18 protein-coding genes are annotated in these 18,106 nt (G+C 65.3%); 11 read left to right on the top strand and 7 right to left on the bottom strand.

The window, feature by feature from the left end; all coding sequences use genetic code 11:
* The first annotated feature begins 7 nt into the window (after positions 1–7).
* Both N7422_RS21765 and cycA read left to right on the top strand, forming a co-directional pair.
* Positions 8–1,372, top strand: coding sequence for a PepSY domain-containing protein (locus N7422_RS21765; protein WP_279808466.1), 1,365 nt, complete (start codon positions 8–10; stop codon positions 1,370–1,372).
* A 279-nt stretch (positions 1,373–1,651) separates the two neighbouring features.
* Positions 1,652–3,067 (top strand): D-serine/D-alanine/glycine transporter, encoded by a 1,416-nt coding sequence (cycA, locus tag N7422_RS21760; RefSeq protein WP_279808465.1) that lies wholly within the window; start codon positions 1,652–1,654, stop codon positions 3,065–3,067.
* Between the two features lie 123 nt (positions 3,068–3,190).
* Here the strand turns inward: cycA and N7422_RS21755 are convergent, their stop codons facing one another.
* Entirely contained in the window at positions 3,191–3,490 is a 300-nt protein-coding gene (locus N7422_RS21755; RefSeq protein WP_279808464.1) for a hypothetical protein, read from the bottom strand.
* A 508-nt stretch (positions 3,491–3,998) separates the two neighbouring features.
* Here N7422_RS21755 and urtA point away from each other — a divergent pair.
* The 7 genes from urtA to N7422_RS21720 all read left to right on the top strand — a co-directional run bounded on the left by urtA (position 3,999) and on the right by N7422_RS21720 (position 10,743).
* Positions 3,999–5,264, top strand: coding sequence for an urea ABC transporter substrate-binding protein (gene urtA, locus N7422_RS21750; RefSeq protein ID WP_279808463.1), 1,266 nt, complete (start codon positions 3,999–4,001; stop codon positions 5,262–5,264).
* A gap of 138 nt (positions 5,265–5,402) precedes the next feature.
* Positions 5,403–6,890 carry an urea ABC transporter permease subunit UrtB gene (urtB, locus tag N7422_RS21745; protein WP_279808462.1) on the top strand — a complete coding sequence of 496 codons (1,488 nt, stop codon included), beginning with the start codon at positions 5,403–5,405 and terminating at the stop codon, positions 6,888–6,890.
* Complete coding sequence (gene urtC / locus N7422_RS21740) at positions 6,890–7,969, top strand: urea ABC transporter permease subunit UrtC (protein ID WP_279808461.1); 1,080 nt, start codon at positions 6,890–6,892, stop codon at positions 7,967–7,969. Before urtB ends, urtC begins: the two co-directional genes overlap by 1 nt.
* Positions 7,966–8,823, top strand: a complete 858-nt coding sequence (gene urtD, locus N7422_RS21735; RefSeq protein WP_279808460.1) for an urea ABC transporter ATP-binding protein UrtD — start codon at positions 7,966–7,968, stop codon at positions 8,821–8,823. The genes urtC and urtD overlap by 4 nt, the downstream gene beginning before the upstream one ends.
* 126 nt (positions 8,824–8,949) lie before the next feature.
* Complete coding sequence (urtE, locus tag N7422_RS21730) at positions 8,950–9,648, top strand: urea ABC transporter ATP-binding subunit UrtE (RefSeq protein WP_062572701.1); 699 nt, start codon at positions 8,950–8,952, stop codon at positions 9,646–9,648.
* 31 nt (positions 9,649–9,679) lie between these two features.
* Complete coding sequence (locus N7422_RS21725; protein WP_279808459.1) at positions 9,680–10,204, top strand: GNAT family N-acetyltransferase; 525 nt, start codon at positions 9,680–9,682, stop codon at positions 10,202–10,204.
* A 5-nt stretch (positions 10,205–10,209) separates the two neighbouring features.
* On the top strand, positions 10,210–10,743 hold the full coding sequence (locus N7422_RS21720; protein ID WP_279808458.1) for a GNAT family N-acetyltransferase: 534 nt from the start codon (positions 10,210–10,212) through the stop codon (positions 10,741–10,743).
* 130 nt (positions 10,744–10,873) lie between these two features.
* Here N7422_RS21720 and N7422_RS21715 read toward each other — a convergent pair whose 3' ends face one another.
* Both N7422_RS21715 and cbpA read right to left on the bottom strand, forming a co-directional pair.
* Positions 10,874–11,179, bottom strand: coding sequence for a chaperone modulator CbpM (locus N7422_RS21715; RefSeq protein WP_011535907.1), 306 nt, complete (start codon positions 11,177–11,179; stop codon positions 10,874–10,876).
* Positions 11,180–11,181: 2 nt separating this feature from the next.
* The gene (gene cbpA / locus N7422_RS21710) at positions 11,182–12,141 is read right to left on the bottom strand and encodes a curved DNA-binding protein (protein WP_279808457.1); all 960 of its coding nucleotides are present in this window, start codon (positions 12,139–12,141) and stop codon (positions 11,182–11,184) included.
* Between the two features lie 163 nt (positions 12,142–12,304).
* Here cbpA and N7422_RS21705 point away from each other — a divergent pair, with 163 nt between their 5' ends.
* On the top strand, positions 12,305–13,576 hold the full coding sequence (locus N7422_RS21705; protein ID WP_279808456.1) for an Hsp70 family protein: 1,272 nt from the start codon (positions 12,305–12,307) through the stop codon (positions 13,574–13,576).
* A 99-nt stretch (positions 13,577–13,675) separates the two neighbouring features.
* Here N7422_RS21705 and N7422_RS21700 read toward each other — a convergent pair whose 3' ends face one another.
* The 3 genes from N7422_RS21700 to N7422_RS21690 form a co-directional block, all read right to left on the bottom strand.
* On the bottom strand, positions 13,676–14,683 hold the full coding sequence (locus tag N7422_RS21700; protein ID WP_279808455.1) for a hypothetical protein: 1,008 nt from the start codon (positions 14,681–14,683) through the stop codon (positions 13,676–13,678).
* A gap of 70 nt (positions 14,684–14,753) precedes the next feature.
* The gene (locus N7422_RS21695; RefSeq protein ID WP_279808454.1) at positions 14,754–15,038 is read right to left on the bottom strand and encodes a PsiF family protein; all 285 of its coding nucleotides are present in this window, start codon (positions 15,036–15,038) and stop codon (positions 14,754–14,756) included.
* A gap of 63 nt (positions 15,039–15,101) precedes the next feature.
* Entirely contained in the window at positions 15,102–15,890 is a 789-nt protein-coding gene (locus N7422_RS21690) for a helix-turn-helix transcriptional regulator (RefSeq protein WP_279808453.1), read from the bottom strand.
* 205 nt (positions 15,891–16,095) lie between these two features.
* Between N7422_RS21690 and N7422_RS21685 the strand changes: the two genes are divergently transcribed.
* Positions 16,096–16,968 (top strand): DMT family transporter, encoded by an 873-nt coding sequence (locus N7422_RS21685; protein WP_279808452.1) that lies wholly within the window; start codon positions 16,096–16,098, stop codon positions 16,966–16,968.
* A 136-nt stretch (positions 16,969–17,104) separates the two neighbouring features.
* On the opposite strand, the gene N7422_RS21680 is transcribed toward N7422_RS21685, so the two are convergent.
* A complete protein-coding gene (locus N7422_RS21680) occupies positions 17,105–17,995 on the bottom strand; it encodes a triacylglycerol lipase (protein ID WP_279808451.1) in 891 nt (296 codons plus the stop codon).
* Positions 17,996–18,106: the final 111 nt, after the last annotated feature.

The following is an 18,106-nucleotide window of genomic DNA, read 5'->3' as shown; positions in this document are numbered from 1 at the left end:
GGCTCCCGTGAGCAAACCAACCCCCTCGTTCTACAACCTGGCGTGGCGCTGGCACTTCTATGCCGGGCTGTTCGTCGCGCCGTTCATGATCCTGCTGGCGATCACCGGGATCATCTACCTATTCAAGCCTCAGCTCGATCCACTGATGTACCGCGAGCTGATGGTAGTCGAGGCCGGCCACCACCGGCAGAACGCCGACACGCTGCTGGCCGCTGTGCGCCAGGCTTATCCACAAGGGCACGTGGGCCAGTACCTGCCGCCGGTGAATGCCGAGCGCAGCGCGCAGTTCGTGGTGCATGACGCGGGCCGCGAGCTGAATGTCTTCGTCGACCCGTACAGCGGCAAAGTGCTGGGCGCGCAGGACGGCAAGCAGAATCTGCAGGCCATCGCCCGCGCCCTGCATGGCGAGCTGATGGTCGGCACGCTCGGCGACCGGCTGGTGGAACTGGCCGCCGGCTGGGGCATCGTCCTGGTGGTGTCCGGCCTTTATCTCTGGTGGCCACGCGGACGCAGCAGCGCGGGCGTGCTGTGGCCGCGCTTCAGCGCACGCGGCCGGGTGCTGTGGCGCGACCTGCACGCCGTCACCGGTTTCTGGGGTTCGGCCCTGCTGCTGCTGATGCTGCTCAGCGGCATGACCTGGACCGGGCTGTGGGGCAAACAGTACGCCGACCTGTGGAACCGCTTCCCGGCGGCCATGTGGAACGACGTGCCCAAGTCCGATAAAGAAGCGCGCGACCTCAACAGCGCGCATCGCCAGACCGTGCCCTGGGCCATGGAGAACACGCCGATGCCGGTGTCCGGCGCCCATGCCGAACATGCCGGGCACCACATGATGGACCAGGCACCCGCGGCACCGCAGGTGAGCCTGCAACAGGTCGAGGACGTAGCCAGCCTGCGCAAGGTCGAGCCGGGCTACAGCATCACCCTGCCGACCACTGCCGATGGTGTGTTCACCATCGCGGTGTTCGCCGACGATCCGCGCAACGACGCCACCCTGCATGTGGACCAGTACACCGGGAAGGTGCTGGCCGATGTGCGCTGGCAGGACTACAGCCCGGTGGCCCGCGCCACGGAGCTGGGAGTGATGCTGCACGAAGGGAAGATGTTCGGGCCGCTGAACCAGATCGTGATTTTGATCGTATGCCTGATGATCCTGCTGGGCTCGGTGAGCGGGCTGGTGATGTGGTGGAAGCGCAAGCCGGCCGGTGGGCTGGGCGTGCCGCCGCTGCGTCATGACCTGCCGCGCTGGAAGATGGCGGTGGGGGTGATGGTGGTGCTGGGGGTCGCCTTCCCGCTGGTGGGGATCTCGATGGTGGTGATGTGGGGGGTGGATAGCCTGGTGGTGAGACGCCGAGCCATGGTCCAGGCTTGAGATTGCCGGGGGCGCTTTGCGCCCCTTTCCGACCGGTCCGACGCCTCGGCAAGGCCGCTCCTACAGGGGATCGCGGTCGCCTGTAGGAGCGGCCTTGTGTCGCGAAAGGGCTGCGCAGCAGCCCAGGATCTGTGACGCATCCATTGACCACAGTCATGTCGAACAACGCGCTGCACCGCCAAGATCGTGCCGATCTGCCACACCCGCGATCGGAACGCGACGTGATAGCCTACCCGGCTTTCACTCACAAAAAGACTGACCCTCAATGGAATGCAGCCCATGACCCGGACCTCCCAGACACCCTCCGAAGAGCAGCACCTGCAACGCAACCTGACCAACCGCCACATCCAGCTCATCGCCATCGGCGGCGCCATCGGCACCGGCCTGTTCATGGGTTCGGGCAAGACCATCAGCCTGGCCGGCCCGTCGATCATCTTCGTCTACATGATCATCGGCTTCATGCTGTTCTTCGTCATGCGCGCCATGGGCGAGCTGCTGCTGTCGAACCTCAACTACAAGTCGTTCATCGATTTCTCCGCCGATCTGCTCGGCCCCTGGGCCGGCTACTTCACCGGCTGGACCTACTGGTTCTGCTGGGTGGTCACCGGCATCGCCGACGTGGTGGCGATCGCCGCCTACACACAATTCTGGTTCCCCGACCTGCCACAGTGGATACCGGCGCTGAGCTGCGTGGCCCTGTTGCTGTCGCTGAACCTGGTGACCGTGAAGCTGTTCGGCGAAATGGAATTCTGGTTCGCCCTGATCAAGATCATCGCCATCATGGGCCTGGTCGCCACCGGTCTGTACATGGTCATCACCGGCTTCCAGTCGCCGAGCGGGCACACCGCGACCCTGGCCAACCTGTGGAATGACGGTGGGATGTTCCCCAACGGCATGCTCGGCTTCTTCGCCGGCTTCCAGATCGCCGTGTTCGCCTTCGTCGGCATCGAGCTGGTGGGCACCACCGCCGCCGAGGCGAAGAACCCCGAGCGCACCCTGCCGCGGGCGATCAACTCGATCCCGATCCGCATCATCGTGTTCTACGTGCTGGCGCTGATCGCGATCATGGCGGTCACCCCTTGGCGCGACGTGGTGCCGGGCAAGAGCCCGTTCGTCGAGCTGTTCGTGCTGGCCGGCCTGCCGGCGGCGGCGAGCATCATCAACTTCGTGGTGCTGACCTCGGCGGCCTCGTCGGCCAACAGCGGGGTGTTCTCCACTAGCCGCATGCTGTTCGGCCTGGCCCAGGAGGGCGATGCACCCAAGGCGTTCGAGAAACTCTCACGCCGCGCGGTGCCGGCCAACGGCCTGTACTTCTCCTGCACCTGCCTGCTGCTGGGCGCGGTGCTGATCTACCTGGTACCCAACGTGATCGAAGCCTTCACCCTGGTGACGACGGTGTCGGCGGTGCTGTTCATGTTCGTGTGGACGCTGATCCTGCTGTCGTATCTGAGCTACCGCAAACAGCGTGCGGCGCTGCATGAGCAATCCACCTACAAGATGCCGGGTGGGCGCTTCATGTGCTACGTGTGCCTGGTGTTCTTCGCCGGCATCCTGGTGCTGCTGAGCCTGGAAGCGGATACGCGCTCGGCGCTGCTGGTGACGCCAATCTGGTTCGTGATTCTGGCGGTGACCTATCAGTTCGTGCGCAGCAAGCGCCAGCCACGTGCGGCGGTGCGTGAAGCATCTAACAACTGATCCGGCCAATGGGGCCGCTGCGCGGCCCTTTCGCGACACAAGGCCGCTCCTACAGGGGGAACGCGATCATCTGTAGGAGCGGCCTTGTGTCGCGAAAGGGCTGCGCAGCAGCCCCGGCGATTGTCAGCCTTGCTCCAAGCCTTCGAGCACCGCCTCGGCCAGCGCCAGACCTTTCTCCAGCGAGTTCTCCGTCGCCGTCAGCAAACTACGCAACGGCTCCTGCGCCTTTTCCAGCGCAGCGGCATTGGTCTCATACGCTGCTTTCAACGCCGCCACGGCACACACCAGCGCATCCTCGCTATCGACCCCGGCCTGCACCGAGAGCATCGGATCGTGGGCGTGATTGCAGGTGCCAAAGTGGGCACTGGCGGTGACGGGACGTGATTTGCGGGGGGTGAGGTTGACCAGCGATTCCTGGTTCATGGCTGCACCTCTCGATGAAAGGTGGCGATTTCAGCAAATGCGAACGGTGGATCTGGAACGATCTTCTTGAGCATGGTGCATCTCCTTGCGGCTCTCCGTAATGACGCTCCGCACCCACACGCCAATATGGGTGGACGGAGCCGTGCGGGTTGGCGTGCCGGACAGAGAGAGCCGGTGAGCCCGGAGGCTCCCACACACGGCTCCGCCCATAACGGGTGCAGCCATGCAGGACACTGCTAAAAGTGCCCGCTCTCTGTATCCGGGACGCCAATCCCGAACCGCAGAAACTACTGCGGTGCGGCACGGTACTCAAGTACCGCTTATGTGTCAAAAGTGTTCATCGCCCCCGGCCCCAATCCTGTGCAGGCCCGGCCTGCAAGCACCATCCTGGCCCCACCCCGCGCCCCGATTCGTCGCACAACCGCTCTATCACGCACATTCCATCACCCGGCACAGCCCTTGCAATCTCCGACCAGGCCAACACCCACCATCACATCGGAGTGAGCACATGAAGCGACGCAGTCTGATCAAGGCCTTCACCCTCAGCGCATCGATCGCCGCGATGGGCCTGAGCTGGAGCATCCAGGCCGCCGAGACCATCAAGGTCGGCATCCTGCATTCGCTGTCGGGGACCATGGCGATATCCGAGACCTCGCTCAAGGACATGGCGCTGATGACCATCGACCAGATCAACGCCAAGGGCGGGGTCAACGGCAAGCAGCTCGAGGCGGTGGTGGTGGACCCGGCGTCCAACTGGCCGCTGTTCGCCGAGAAGAGCCGCCAGCTGCTGACCCAGGACAAGGTGGCGGTGGTGTTCGGCTGCTGGACCTCGGTGTCGCGCAAATCCGTGCTGCCGGTGTTCGAGGAGCTCAACGGCCTGCTGTTCTACCCGGTGCAGTACGAGGGTGAAGAGATGTCGCCGAACGTGTTCTACACCGGTGCCGCGCCCAACCAGCAGGCGATCCCCGCCGTCGAGTACCTGATGAGCGAGGACGGCGGCGGCGCCAAGCGCTTCTTCCTGCTGGGCACCGACTATGTCTACCCGCGCACCACCAACAAGATCCTGCGCGCCTTCCTGCACAGCAAGGGCGTGGCCGACAAGGACATCGAGGAGGTGTACACGCCGTTCGGCCACAGCGATTACCAGACCATCGTCGCCAACATCAAGAAGTTCTCCGCCGGCGGCAGGACGGCGGTCATCTCCACGGTCAACGGCGACTCCAACGTGCCGTTCTACAAGGAGCTGGCCAACCAGGGCCTGAAGGCTACCGATGTGCCGGTGGTGGCGTTCTCGGTGGGCGAAGAGGAACTGCGCGGCATCGACACCAAGCCGCTGGTGGGTCACCTGGCGGCGTGGAACTACTTCGAGTCTGTGGATAACCCGGTGAACCAGAAGTTCGTCGCCGACTGGAAGGCCTATGCCAAGGCCAAGAACCTGCCAGGCGCCGACAAGGCGGTGACCAACGACCCGATGGAGGCCACCTACGTGGGCATTCACATGTGGGCGCAGGCGGCGCAGAAGGCTGGCAGCACCGATGTGGACAAGGTGCGCGAGGCGCTGGCCGGGCAGAGCTTCGAGGCGCCGTCGGGTTTCACCCTGACCATGGACAAGAGCAACCACCACCTGCACAAGCCGGTGATGATCGGCGAGATCCAGGATGACGGGCAGTTCAGTGTTGTGTGGGAGACCGAGCAGCCGTTGCGGGCGCAGCCTTGGAGTCCGTTCATTCCGGGGAATGACAAGCGGCCTGATTATGCGGTGAAAGGCAACTGAGTGACTGGGGGCCGCTTTGCGGCCCTTTCGCGACACAAGGCCGCTCCCACAGGTAGATCGCGTTCCAATGTGGGAGCGGCCTTGTGTCGCGATCGAGGGCGAAGCCCTCGCCTTACCCTGACTTCACAGGAATACCTAATGCTCAGATTCCTGCTCACGCTCTTGTTATTACTGCCCCTGGCCACCCAAGCCAGTGAAGGTGAATTCTTCCTCACCGCCAAGCCCGCCGAACAGGCACGCCTGCTCGAAACCTGGGCCGCGCAACCCGATGCCGCCCGCCTGGCGCTGCTGGAAAACCTGCGCCAGGGCCGCATCGCCGACAACGACAACCGCAAACTGCGCCTGAACAATCGCCTGCGCGGCCTGATCGACAACGCCCTGGCCAGCCACCAACTGTTCAGCGACCAGACCAACATCCGCCTGGCCGCCGCCCAGCAATTGCAGAAAACCGCGCAACCCGCGCAGATGGCCTTCCTCGACCGCCGCTTCGCCAGCGAACCGGACGCCGCCGTGCACGCCGCCCTCGGCCTGGCCCTGGCCAACCTGCAACTGGGCGCCAGCGAACCCGCGGTACGCCTGGCCGCCGTGCGCCTGCTCGGCGAAACCGGCGACCCGCTGGCCCGCACCCGCCTTGAAGCGCTGCTGCAACCCGATGCAGAAGCCGACCCGGGCGTGCGCACCGCTGCTGAAACCAGCCTGGCCCAGGTCAAGCGCAAGCTGCTGGTCGGCGAACTGCTCGGCCAGGCCTTCAGCGGCCTGTCGCTGGGCTCGATCCTGCTGCTGGCGGCGCTGGGCCTGGCGATCACCTTCGGCCTGCTGGGCGTGATCAACATGGCCCATGGCGAAATGCTGATGCTCGGCGCCTACAGCACCTACATGGTCCAGGTGCTGCTGCAGCGCTACGCCCCCGGCGCCATCGAGTTCTACCCGCTGATCGCCCTGCCGGTGGCCTTCGCCGTCAGCGCGGGCGTCGGCATGGCGCTGGAGCGCACGGTGATCCGTCACCTCTACGGCCGACCGCTGGAAACCCTGCTGGCCACCTGGGGCATCAGCCTGATCCTGATCCAGGCCGTGCGGTTGATCTTCGGCGCGCAGAACGTCGAGGTGAGCAACCCGGCCTGGCTGTCCGGTGGCATCCAGGTGCTGCCCAACCTGGTGCTGCCCTACAACCGCCTGGTGATCATCGGCTTCGCCCTGGCGGTGGTGCTGCTCACCTGGCTGCTGCTCAACCGCACGCGGCTGGGCCTGAACGTGCGCGCGGTCACCCAGAACCGCAACATGGCGGCTTGCTGTGGGGTATCCACTGGCCGCGTCGACATGCTCGCCTTCGGCCTCGGCTCCGGTATCGCCGGGCTCGGTGGCGTGGCCCTGAGCCAGGTCGGCAACGTCGGGCCGGACCTGGGCCAGAGCTACATCATCGACTCGTTCCTGGTGGTGGTGCTCGGCGGCGTCGGCCAGCTGGCTGGCAGCCTGTGGGCGGCCTTCGGGCTGGGTATCGCCAACAAACTGCTGGAGCCGCAGATCGGTGCGGTGCTGGGCAAGATCCTCATCCTTGCGCTGATCATTCTGTTCATCCAGAAGCGCCCGCAAGGCCTGTTCGCCCTCAAGGGACGGGTAATCGACTGATGAACCAGCCATTGATTGTCACTGCCTCGCGCAAGGCCGGCACCCAGGTGTCGCTGGCCGTCGGCGCCGTTGTCGTCCTGGTGCTGCTGGCCCTGCCGTTGCTGTCGCTGCTGCCCGACGGACACACGCTGCAGGTCTCGGCCTACACCCTGACTCTGGTCGGCAAGATCCTCTGCTACGCCATCGTCGCCCTGGCCCTGGACCTGGTCTGGGGCTATGCCGGGCTGCTGTCGCTGGGCCACGGCCTGTTCTTCGCCCTGGGTGGCTACGCCATGGGCATGTACCTGATGCGCCAGGCGGCCGGCGACGGGCTGCCGGGGTTCATGACCTTCCTGTCGTGGAGCGAGCTGCCCTGGTACTGGGCCGGCACCCAGCACTTCGCCTGGGCGCTGTGCCTGGTGGTGCTCGCACCGGGCTTGCTGGCGCTGGCGTTCGGTTTCTTCGCCTTCCGCTCGCGGATCAAGGGCGTGTACTTCTCGATCATGACCCAGGCGCTGACCTTCGCCGGCATGCTGCTGTTCTTTCGCAACGAGACCGGCTTTGGCGGCAACAACGGCTTCACCAGCTTTCGCACCATCCTCGGCTTCGACATCGCCGCCCAGGGCACCCGGGCCGTGCTGTTCCTGCTCACGGTCGGCCTGCTGCTGGCCAGCCTGTACCTGTGCTGGCGCCTGACCCAGAGCAAGTTCGGTCGCCTGCTCACCGCCGTGCGCGATGCGGAGAACCGCCTGATGTTCTGTGGCTACGACCCGCGTGGTTTCAAGCTGCTGGTATGGGTGCTCAGCGCCGTGCTGTGCGGCCTGGCCGGGGCGCTGTACGTGCCGCAGGTAGGCATCATCAACCCCAGCGAGATGTCGCCGACCAATTCCATCGAGGCCGCCGTGTGGGTGGCCCTGGGCGGGCGCGGCACGCTGATCGGCCCGCTGCTCGGCGCCGGCCTGGTCAATGGCATGAAGAGCTGGTTCACCGTCGCGTTCCCGGAATACTGGCTGTTCTTCCTCGGCGCGCTGTTCATTCTGGTGACCCTGTACCTGCCCAAGGGCGTGGTCGGCCTTGTGAAGAAAAGGAGACAGCCATGAGAGGCGTGCCCCCGGCGCATCCGGAATTCATGCTGGAACCGGTGTTCGACCAGATCGGCAGCGGTCGTGAAGCCATCGGCCTGGGCCGGCGCCGCGAGGCCGGGCTCGACACCCGCCACGGCACGGTGCTGAGCCTGGAGGGCATCAGCGTCAGCTTCGATGGCTTCAAGGCGCTCAACGACCTGAACCTGTACATCGGCGTCGGCGAGCTGCGCTGCATCATCGGCCCCAACGGCGCCGGCAAGACCACGATGATGGACGTGATCACCGGCAAGACCCGCCCCGACACGGGCAGCGCATTCTTCGGCGACACCCTCGACCTGACCCGCATGAGCGAGTGCCAGATCGCCCAGGCCGGCATTGGGCGCAAGTTCCAGAAGCCCACGGTGTTCGAGGCGCTGACAGTGTTCGAGAACCTCGAGCTGGCGCTCAAGGCCGACAAGTCGGTGTGGGCCAGCCTGTTCGCGCGGTTGTCCGGCGAGCAGCGCCAGCGCATCGAAGAGGTGCTGGCCACCCTGCGCCTGCTGCCCCTGGCCCAGCGCCAGGCGGGGTTGCTGTCCCATGGCCAGAAGCAGTTCCTGGAGATCGGCATGCTGCTGGTGCAGGAGCCGCGCCTGCTGTTGCTCGACGAACCGGTGGCAGGGATGACCGATGCCGAGACCGAGTTCACCGCCGAGCTGTTCCGTTCGTTGGCGGGCAAGCATTCGCTGATGGTGGTGGAACATGACATGGGCTTCGTCGGCAGCATTGCCGACCATGTGACGGTGTTGCATCAGGGGAGTGTGCTGGCGGAGGGGTCGCTGGAACAGGTGCAGACGGATGAGCGGGTGGTCGAGGTGTACCTAGGCCGCTGAATCTCTGGGCCTGCTGCGCAGCCCTCTCGCGACACAAGGCCGCAGTCCTGTAGGAGCGGCCTTGTGTCGCGAAAGGGCCGCAAGGCGGCCCCAATAGCCAAAATGCAAACACTCCAGGAACCGCACATGCTGAAAATCGACACCCTGCACCAGTACTACGGCGGCAGCCACATCCTGCGCGGCCTGTCCTTCGAGGCGAAGGTCGGCGAAGTCACCTGCCTGCTGGGCCGCAACGGCGTGGGCAAGACCACCCTGCTGCGCTGCCTGATGGGCCTGCTGCCGGCCCGCGAGGGCCGCGTGGAGTGGGAAGGCAAGCCGATCACCACGCTCAAGCCCCAACAGCGGGTCCAGGCCGGCATCGCCTACGTGCCGCAGGGCCGCGAGATCTTCCCGCGCCTGACCGTCGAGGAAAACCTGCTGATGGGCCTGTCACGCTTCCCCGCCCGCGAGGCGCGGGAAGTCCCGGCCTTCATCTACGAACTGTTCCCGGTGCTGGAGCAGATGAAACAACGCCGTGGCGGCGACCTCTCGGGCGGCCAGCAGCAACAGCTGGCCATCGGCCGCGCGCTGGCCAGCCGCCCGCGCCTGCTGATCCTCGACGAGCCCACCGAAGGCATCCAGCCCTCGGTGATCAAGGAGATCGGCGCGGTGATCCGCAAGCTGGCCGACCGTGGCGACATGGCCATCCTGCTGGTGGAGCAGTTCTACGACTTCGCCGAGGAACTGGCCGACCAATACCTGGTCATGGCCCGCGGCGAAATCGTCCAGCGCGGCCGGGGCGAAAACATGCAGGCCGAAGGTGTGCGCGGCCTGGTTACCATTTAATCTGCAACCACTTCCCTTGCGAGACGCTGTCATGAGTTACCAGATCCGCGACGCCCTGACCGACGACGTGCCGGGCATCCTCGACATCTACAACGACGCCGTGGCCAACACCACGGCGATCTGGAACGAAACCCCGGTGGACCTGGCCAATCGCCTGGCCTGGTTCGAGGCCCGCGCGCAGCAGGGCTATCCGATCCTGGTAGCGGTGGATGACAGTGGCGTGCTGGGCTATGCCTCGTTCGGTGACTGGCGGCCGTTCGAAGGTTTTCGGCATACCGTCGAGCATTCGGTCTATATCCGTGGCGACCAGCGCGGCAAGGGCCTGGGTCCCGTCCTGATGGAGGCGCTGATCGAACGGGCTCGCGGCTGCGACAAGCACGTGATGGTCGCCGCCATCGAGAGTGGCAATGCAGCGTCGATCCGCCTGCACGAACGGCTGGGCTTCAGCATCACCGGACAGATGCCGCAGGTGGGGGTGAAGTTCGGCCGCTGGCTGGACCTGACCTTCATGCAGCTTTACCTGGACGACAATACCCTTCCCCCTTCAAGGACCTGAAGCCCATGAACAGCGCCCAACTGCACCGCGTGACCCACGAAGGCCTGGCGTACTACCGCGACGGCCTGGTGGCCCTTTTGCTCGATGCGGTGCGCCAGGGCGCTTCGGTGGGGTTTCTTGCCGAAATCGATGAACAGCAAGCCAAGGCTTACTTCGATGAGGTGAAGGCAAAGCTGGCCAGTGGCGAGCAACTGCTCTGGGTCATTGCCCTGGGGCAGGAGGTGCTGGGCAGCGTGCAGTTGGGGCTGTGCCTGAAGCCCAACGGGCTGAACCGCGGCGAGGTGCAGAAGCTGCTGGTGCACAGCGATGCGCGGCGGCGTGGGCTGGGGCAGCAGTTGATGGGGGCGCTGGAGGCCGAGGCGCGGCGGATCGGGCGGGGGATGCTGTTTCTCGATACCGAGGCCGGGTCCGAAGCCGAGGCGTTCTATCGGGCGCAGGGGTACAGCAAGGCGGGGGAGATTCCGGATTATGCCTGCGGCCCGGACGGGGTTTATCGGGCGACGGCGTTGTACTTCAAAGTCATCGCGAAAGTCTCGTGAAGCTGGGGGCGCCTTGCGCCCCTTTCGCGACACAAGGCCGCTCCTACAGACGACCGCGATCCCTTGTAGGAGCGGCCTTGTGTCGCGAAAGGGCTGCGCAGCAGCCCCAGATTCTCACAGGTCATACCCGTCACATCTGGGTAAACCTACCCAACCGCTGCTTCAACATGCTGTTCTCGCTGCGCAACTGCTGCACCTCTTCCAGCAATTCCAACGCCAGCGCCACCCCTTCCCACTCCAGCTCCAGCTCCTGATGCAGCTTCACCGCGCGCTTCAACGTCACCGGCGCGCGATCATCGAACACCCATTCCTCCGGCGTTCGCCCCGAAGGTTCAACGATGCCGTGCTCGACGATCTCGATCACCCAGTCGGCCGATACATCGGCCTCCTGGCAAAGGGTACGCATGTCCAGTTGAACGATCAGGGTGCTGCTCATGATCACTTACTCCATTGAGTCCTCGGATTGAACGCGGCTTTCTCGGAGAGCTGGGTCCACAATGCGCGAACTGCGTCATCGGATTGGGTGGGCATGACCACCTTGAGCTGGGCATACAGGTCGCCGCGCTCGCCCTGCTTGTTCAAAAGGCCCATGCCCTTGACCCGCAGGCGCTGGCCGCTCTGGCTGTCGGGGCGGATGGTCAGGTTGATCTTGCCGGTCAGGGTCGGCACCGCCACCTTGGCGCCGAGCGCCGCTTCCCACGGCGCCAGCGGCACGGTGATGATCAGGTCATGACCTTCGACATCGAACAGCGGGTGCGGTGCCATGCGAATGGTCAGGAACAGGTCGCCATTGGCGCCGCCACCGACACCCGGCGCACCCTGGCCCTTGAGGCGGATGCGCTCGCCGTCGGTCACTCCGGCGGGGATCTTCACGTTCAGGGTCTTGGTGGTGAACCCGGTGCGCTGCCCGGCGCCGTTGGTCTGCGGCACCTGGAAGCTGATCTGCTTGGATTCCTTGTTCAGGGTCTCTTCGAGGAAGACCGCCAGTTCCAGTTCCACGTCCTGCCCTCGCCTGCCGGCACTGCGTTGCTGCCGGCCACCGCCGCCACCGAAGGGGTTGCCGCCCCGGGCGCCGAAGATCGAGCTGAAGAAATCGGAAAAATCGCCGCCCTCGAAGCCGCCGCCACTGCCGCCGCGCGACTCCCAGCCAGGCGGCGCCTGGAACGGCCGGCCATGCTGGCCGCCGTACTTGCGGATCTCGTCGTACTCGGCGCGCTTGTCCTTGTCGCCGAGCACTTCGTAGGCCTCGTTGGCCTCCTTGAACTTGTCCTCGGCGTCACGCTCCTTGCTGACGTCGGGGTGATACTTGCGCGCGAGCTTGCGGTACGCGGCCTTGATCGCCTTCTCGTCCGCGCTCGCCTCGACGCCGAGTATCTTGTAATAGTCTTTGAAGTCCATCTATGGATCACCGATGTGAATGTACGTATTGCTACTGAAGATTGGGGTCAAGCATAGCCTTTCAAGGTTCATCCGGGGTTGCGCTATCGCAGACGACCGGTCTTGATTTAGCCGCAGACTCGCATAAACTGCGCGGCCGTTTTGCCTCCGGAAGCTCTCCCTCATGTCTGACGTATCCCCGGCCCGCGCCCTCGGCATCGACTTCGGCACCTCCAACTCCACGGTCGGCTGGCACCGCCCGGGCGTCGAATCGCTGATCGCCCTGGAAGACGGCAAGATCACCCTGCCGTCGGTGGTCTTCTTCAACATCGAGGAGCGTCGACCGGTGTATGGCCGCCTGGCCCTGCACGAATACCTGGAAGGCTACGAAGGCCGCCTGATGCGCTCGCTCAAGAGCCTGCTGGGCTCCAAGCTGATCAAGCACGACACCAGCGTGCTGGGCAGCGCCCTGCCGTTCAAGGACCTGCTGGGCATGTTCATCGGCGAGCTGAAAAAGCGTGCCGAAGCCGATGCCGGTCGTGACTTCGACCAAGTGGTGCTGGGCCGCCCGGTGTTCTTCGTCGACGAAGACCCGGCCGCCGACCAGGAGGCCGAGGACACCCTGGCCGAGGTTGCGCGCAAGATCGGCTTCAAGGACGTGTCGTTCCAGTACGAGCCGATCGCCGCGGCGTTCGACTACGAGTCGGGCATCAGCCGTGAAGAGCTGGTGCTGATCGTCGATATCGGCGGCGGTACCTCGGACTTCACCCTGATCCGCCTGTCGCCCGAGCGCCATCTGGTGGACGAGCGCCAGGACGACATCCTCGCCACCGGCGGCGTGCACATCGGCGGAACCGACTTCGACAAGCAGTTGAGCCTGCAGGGCGTGATGCCGCTGTTCGGCTACGGCAGCCGGATGAAGAGCGGTGCGCTGATGCCCACCAGCTACCACCTCAACCTGGCCACCTGGCACACCATCAACGCCCTGTACGCGCAGAAATCGCAGCTGGCCCTGGGCAACATGCGCTACGACATCGAGGACACCCTCGGCATCGACCGCCTGTTCAACCTGATCGAGCAGCGCGCCGGGCACTGGCTGGCGATGGAAGTGGAGGCCAGCAAGATCGAGCTGACCGACCGCGACAGCCGCCGCATCGACCTGGGCCGGGTCGAGCCGGCCCTGGCCGCCGAGCTGACCCGGGCGCTGTTCGAGGACGCCATCGACGGGTTGCTGCAGCGGGTGCGCGGCAGCGTCACCGAGCTGCTGGCCAAGGCTGGCGTCAGCGAGGGGCAGGTGGACACGGTGTTCTTCACCGGTGGTTCCAGCGGTATCCCGGCGCTGCGCAACAGCGTGGCGGCGATGCTGCCCAATGCGCGGCATGTGGAAGGCAACATCTTCGGCAGCATCGGCAGCGGGCTGGCGATCGAAGCGCGCAAGCGCTACGGCGCCGCCTGAACAATCCCGGGGCCGCCTTGCGGCCCTTTCGCGACACAAGGCCGCTCCCACAGAAGATGTGGGAGCGGCCTTGTGTCGCGAAAGGGCCCCAGCAATCTGTCAGACCAACTCCGCCCGCTTCAACTCACTCTTCAGGTAGGCGTAATAGATCGGCCCCGCCACCACCCCCGGCAACCCGAACGCCGCCTCGAACACCAGCATCGCCAGCAACAGCTCCCAGGCCTTGGCACTGATCTGCCCGCCGACGATCCGCGCGTTGAGGAAATACTCGACCTTGTGGATGACGATCAGGTACCCCAGCGCCGCCGCCGCCACCCAGATCGACAGCGACAAGCCGACAATGGTGATCAGGGTGTTGGACATCAGATTGCCGATCACCGGCAGCAGCCCAAGCAGGAACGTCAGCACGATCAGCGTCTTGGTCAGCGGCAGGTGCACGCCGAACAGTGGCAGCACCACGGCGAGAAAGATGCCGGTGAACACGGTGTTGAGCAGCGAGATCTTGATCTGCGCGAAGACGATGTTGCGAAACGCCTGCACCAGCAGGCTCAGGCGCTCGAACAGCGCCGCGGCCAGGGGCTTGCGCCGGGACAGGTCGGGCAGGCGCTGCAAGGCGACGATGGCGCCGAGGATCATGCCGATCAGCAGCGTCACGAACATGTGCGCCATGCCTTTGCCGACCAGTTGCAGATCGCTCAGGTGGCTCTTGATCCAGTCGCCGATGGCCACCTTGAACTCGGCGGCGCTGGCCGGCAGGTAGGCTTCGATGAACGGCGGCAGCTGGCCACGGGCGCGCTCGACCAGGCCCATGAACTTGTCCAGCGAAGCGCCGGGGTTCTCGGCTTCGTGCAGCAGGAAGCTGAAGGCGCCGGCGATCAGCAGCGTGAGCGTGCTCACCACCAGCGTGCCCAGCAGGGCCACCGCCAGCCAGCGCGCGCGCTGCCCGGCAATCAGCGGCTGCAGCCTGGGGGTGAGCATGTTGACCAGCTCGTAAACCAGCAGGCCGGCCAGCAGGCTCGGCAACAGCTTCAGGGGCAGCGCCAGCAGCAGGCCGGCCATGACGATGACCCAGCTGGCGAGGGTGATCTGGCGAGGGGTGAAGGTCATACGGCCTCAACGGCAGACAGCGGAAGGACCCGCAGTCTGCCAGCGTTCACGGCAGAGGCATAGGCACAGGTCATTTCTTCTTCAGGCAGTCGCTCATGAAGGCCTTGCGCTCGTCGCCCTTGAGGGTCTTGGCGGTGGCGTCGGCGTTGCAGGTCTTCATCTTCTCCTGCTGCGTCTGGGGCACATCCTTCTTCAGGCAGGTGCTCATGAACGCCTTGCGCTCGTCACCCTTGAGGGCCTTGGCGGTGGCGTCGGCGTTGCAGGTTTTCATCTTTTCCTGTTGCGCGGTGGCGGCGAATCCTTGCCCGGCGATCAACATGCCCAACACCAGCAGAGGTACGTGCAGCAGCTTCATGGAGTGGTCTCCTTGTTTGCGCGCCCGATGCGCGCTCGTCGAGCACAGTGTAGACAAGATTTCTTACATCTCCGTGCGCGCCCGGCGCCGGTACTGTTCCGGCGTGCAGTGGGCCTGACGCTGGAACATGGCGATGAAGGCCGAGGCGCTGCTGTAGCCAAGGTCGAAGGCAATCGCCTGGATCGATGTGCCCGCTTCGAGCGCTTCGATCGCCCGCAGAAAGCGCAGGCGCAGGCGCCATTCGCCGAAACTCATCCCCAGCTCGCGCAGGAACTGCCGGGCCAGGGTGCGTTCGCTGACATGCACCTGCGCCGCCCAGTGGGCGAGGGGGCGGTTGTCGCCTGGCTCGCCATGCAGCGCCTCGAGGACCTGGCGCAGGCTGTCGCTGCGGGCGAACGGCAGGTAGCAGGTCTGGGTCGGCGCCAGGTGCAGCTGGTCGACCAGCACCTGGACCAGGCGCTGGTCGCGCTCGTCCTGGGCGATGTGCAGGTCGCGGTGGGCGAAGTCGCCGAGGATGGCCTTGAGGATGTCGCTGATCACCAGACTGCAGGGTTGCGCCGGCAGTTCGGCGCACAGGCTGCGCTCGAGGTAGACCGAGCGGTAGACGATGGCCTGGGGGTTGTAGCAGCCATGCTCGGTGTCCGGCGGTACCCAGACGGCGTAGTGCGGGGGCGAGATGAAACGCTGGCCCTCGACGTCCAGGTGCATCAGGCCGTGGGCGGCGTAGTTGAGCTGGCCCCAGGGGTGACGGTGCGGGGCGCTGTGGGTGTCGGCGCCGAATTCGTCGTAGCGGAAGTACACCGGCGCGGGAAGCTGGTTGAACTGCGGGATGTCGAGGTACTTGCGGGTCATGCTGTCTGCTTCGCGGGGTGGGTTGTCTGGATTGGAGTATAGAGTTTCAGACAGACAGCCGATAATACCGGTCAATCAGGGCCTGCTGCGCAGGCCTTTCGCGGGCAAGCCCGCTCTCACAGGCTCGGCGCCATCCCTGTGGGGGCGGGCTTGCCCGCGAAAGGCGGTAAAGCGGCCCCAGTCTGTCACTTTGAGTACCCGTTGCATGAACTACCTCTTCCCCCTCCTCGCCATCTTCATCTGGGCCGGCAACACGGTGGTCACCAAGCTGTCCGCCGATGCCATCTTCCCCGCCGAGATCGGCTTCTATCGCTGGCTGCTGGCCGGTCTGCTGTTCACCCCGTTCCTGCTGCCGCAGGTCTGGCGCAACCGCGCGGCGATCCGCCCACACCTGGGCAAGGTCTTCGTGCTGGGCGTACTGGGCATGGCCATCTACCAGAGCCTGGCGTACTTCGCCGCCGGCATCACCAGCGCCACCAACATGGGCATCATTCTCTCGCTGATGCCGTTGATGGCCCTGGCGCTGTCCATCGCCTGGCTCGGCCAACGCCTGAGCTATGGCGCGCTGCTGGGCGCGCTGGTGTCGTTCGTCGGCGTGCTGGAGGTGGTCTCGGCCGGCCAGCCCGCCACGTTGCTGCACCACGGCCTGAACGGCGGCGACCTGATGATGCTGGTGGCGACCTTCGCCTACGCGCTGTACAGCTTCCTGCTGAAGAAATGGCAACTGCGCCTGCCGCCGTTGCAACTGCTGTACCTGCAGGTGCTGGTGGCAATCCTGGTGCTGCTGCCGCTGTTCCTGCTGTCAGCGAAAACCGGCTTGAACGCCGGGAACATCGGCCTGGTGCTGTATGCCTGCGTGCTGGCCTCGATGGTCGCGCCGCTGGTGTGGATGCAGGCCGTGCACCGCCTGGGGCCGAGCCGCACCACGCTGTTCTTCAACCTGCTGCCGGTGGTCACGGCGGTGATCGCTGCGGTGGTGCTGGATGAGCAGCTGGCCAGTTATCACCTGGTTGGCGGCCTTCTGACACTGGTCGGCGTGCTGCTGGCTGAACGTTGGACCAAGCCGGTAAGGCGTTGACCGCCGGGGAGCGCTGCGCGCTCCTTTCGCGACACAAGGCCGCTCCCACAGGTCAAGCACATGACTCAAGGACAGCACTGCTCCTGTGGGAGCGGCCTTGTGTCGCGAAAGGGCTGCAAAGCAGCCCCAAGGCTCGTCACAGCCCCGCAGCCTTGAGCCGGGCGGCATGCTCGGCGAACAGCCGCACCGGTTCAGCCCCCTTGCCCACCGCGCCCAGCGACTGGTTGACGATATCCAGGTGATCGAGCGGATAGTCATCACCGATCACCTGACCCAGGTGCGAACTGAAGCGCCCGACCATGCCGTCGCATTGCCCCTTCTCCCTGACAAAGCTGCGGGCAAACAGCCGGCAAAATCGGTTGCTGCCATCGAATCGGTTCAGGCCCTGGTCGGTGCGCCCCGGTTGCAGGGTTCCGGACCAGGAGTAATAGCGCACCCCGTTCACTTCCGGCGGCCCCTCGCCACCCCAGACCTCGGGCAACCCCTGTGGATAAGCCTGGTTGAACAGTGCCACCCCGGCACTGGTCAGCGACTGGTGCGAAGCGTGCACGTCGATCGGCAGCGGATCGCGGCGCCAGCCGGTCTCCAGCCAACCCAGCACCACAGCGAAGCCATGCAGCACGGCCTTGAGGATGCGCCCCCGAGGCGAGTCGCCAGGTGCCGTGCGTTCGAGATGATCGGCCAGCTCCGAGCCATGGTTGGGGCCGGCCACCGACGTCACCGAAGCCACCCGGTCAGGCCGCTTCGCCGCCGCATAGCGGGCGCTGAGCGCGCCCTGGCTATGGCCGATCAGGTTGACCTTCTCGGCTCCGGTGCGCTGACAGATCTCTTCGATGATCAACAGCAACTGCTCGCCCCGCACCTCGCTGGAATGCAACGGCGAAACCTGCACCGGGAACACCTGGGCGCCGCCCCGGCGCAACGCCGGAACGATACCGAACCAGTAGGGATACAGCAGCGCCCGCACGAAACCGAGCATGCCCGGCACCAGCACCAGTGGATAACGCGTGGCCAGTTCCTGACTCATCACCCCTGCCCTCTTCCGTGGACGACCGGCCAACACTACAGCGCCGCCGACGACATTCGCAATCGAACTCCCGGCGCGCCGTGCGGTTCCAAGCAGAACAGACCCTGAGCA

The sequence above is a fragment of the Pseudomonas sp. GD04091 genome (assembly GCF_029836165.1).
In the GTDB taxonomy this organism is placed as follows: Bacteria; Pseudomonadota; Gammaproteobacteria; order Pseudomonadales; family Pseudomonadaceae; genus Aquipseudomonas.
The sequence above is the reverse complement of the archived record's forward strand: the minus strand, read 5'-3'. Positions and strand labels throughout refer to the sequence as shown.

Excerpts from the sequence above, each read along its gene's own strand:
- cycA (WP_279808465.1), top strand. The coding sequence starts at position 1,652 with ATGACCCGGACCTCCCAGACACCCTCCGAAGAGCAGCACCTGCAACGC.
- N7422_RS21755 (WP_279808464.1), bottom strand. The coding sequence starts at position 3,490 with ATGAACCAGGAATCGCTGGTCAACCTCACCCCCCGCAAATCACGTCCC.
- urtA (WP_279808463.1), top strand. The coding sequence starts at position 3,999 with ATGAAGCGACGCAGTCTGATCAAGGCCTTCACCCTCAGCGCATCGATC.
- urtB (WP_279808462.1), top strand. The coding sequence starts at position 5,403 with ATGCTCAGATTCCTGCTCACGCTCTTGTTATTACTGCCCCTGGCCACC.
- urtC (WP_279808461.1), top strand. The coding sequence starts at position 6,890 with ATGAACCAGCCATTGATTGTCACTGCCTCGCGCAAGGCCGGCACCCAG.
- urtD (WP_279808460.1), top strand. The coding sequence starts at position 7,966 with ATGAGAGGCGTGCCCCCGGCGCATCCGGAATTCATGCTGGAACCGGTG.
- urtE (WP_062572701.1), top strand. The coding sequence starts at position 8,950 with ATGCTGAAAATCGACACCCTGCACCAGTACTACGGCGGCAGCCACATC.
- N7422_RS21725 (WP_279808459.1), top strand. The coding sequence starts at position 9,680 with ATGAGTTACCAGATCCGCGACGCCCTGACCGACGACGTGCCGGGCATC.
- N7422_RS21720 (WP_279808458.1), top strand. The coding sequence starts at position 10,210 with ATGAACAGCGCCCAACTGCACCGCGTGACCCACGAAGGCCTGGCGTAC.
- N7422_RS21715 (WP_011535907.1), bottom strand. The coding sequence starts at position 11,179 with ATGAGCAGCACCCTGATCGTTCAACTGGACATGCGTACCCTTTGCCAG.
- cbpA (WP_279808457.1), bottom strand. The coding sequence starts at position 12,141 with ATGGACTTCAAAGACTATTACAAGATACTCGGCGTCGAGGCGAGCGCG.
- N7422_RS21705 (WP_279808456.1), top strand. The coding sequence starts at position 12,305 with ATGTCTGACGTATCCCCGGCCCGCGCCCTCGGCATCGACTTCGGCACC.
- N7422_RS21700 (WP_279808455.1), bottom strand. The coding sequence starts at position 14,683 with ATGACCTTCACCCCTCGCCAGATCACCCTCGCCAGCTGGGTCATCGTC.
- N7422_RS21695 (WP_279808454.1), bottom strand. The coding sequence starts at position 15,038 with ATGAAGCTGCTGCACGTACCTCTGCTGGTGTTGGGCATGTTGATCGCC.
- N7422_RS21690 (WP_279808453.1), bottom strand. The coding sequence starts at position 15,890 with ATGACCCGCAAGTACCTCGACATCCCGCAGTTCAACCAGCTTCCCGCG.
- N7422_RS21685 (WP_279808452.1), top strand. The coding sequence starts at position 16,096 with ATGAACTACCTCTTCCCCCTCCTCGCCATCTTCATCTGGGCCGGCAAC.
- N7422_RS21680 (WP_279808451.1), bottom strand. The coding sequence starts at position 17,995 with ATGAGTCAGGAACTGGCCACGCGTTATCCACTGGTGCTGGTGCCGGGC.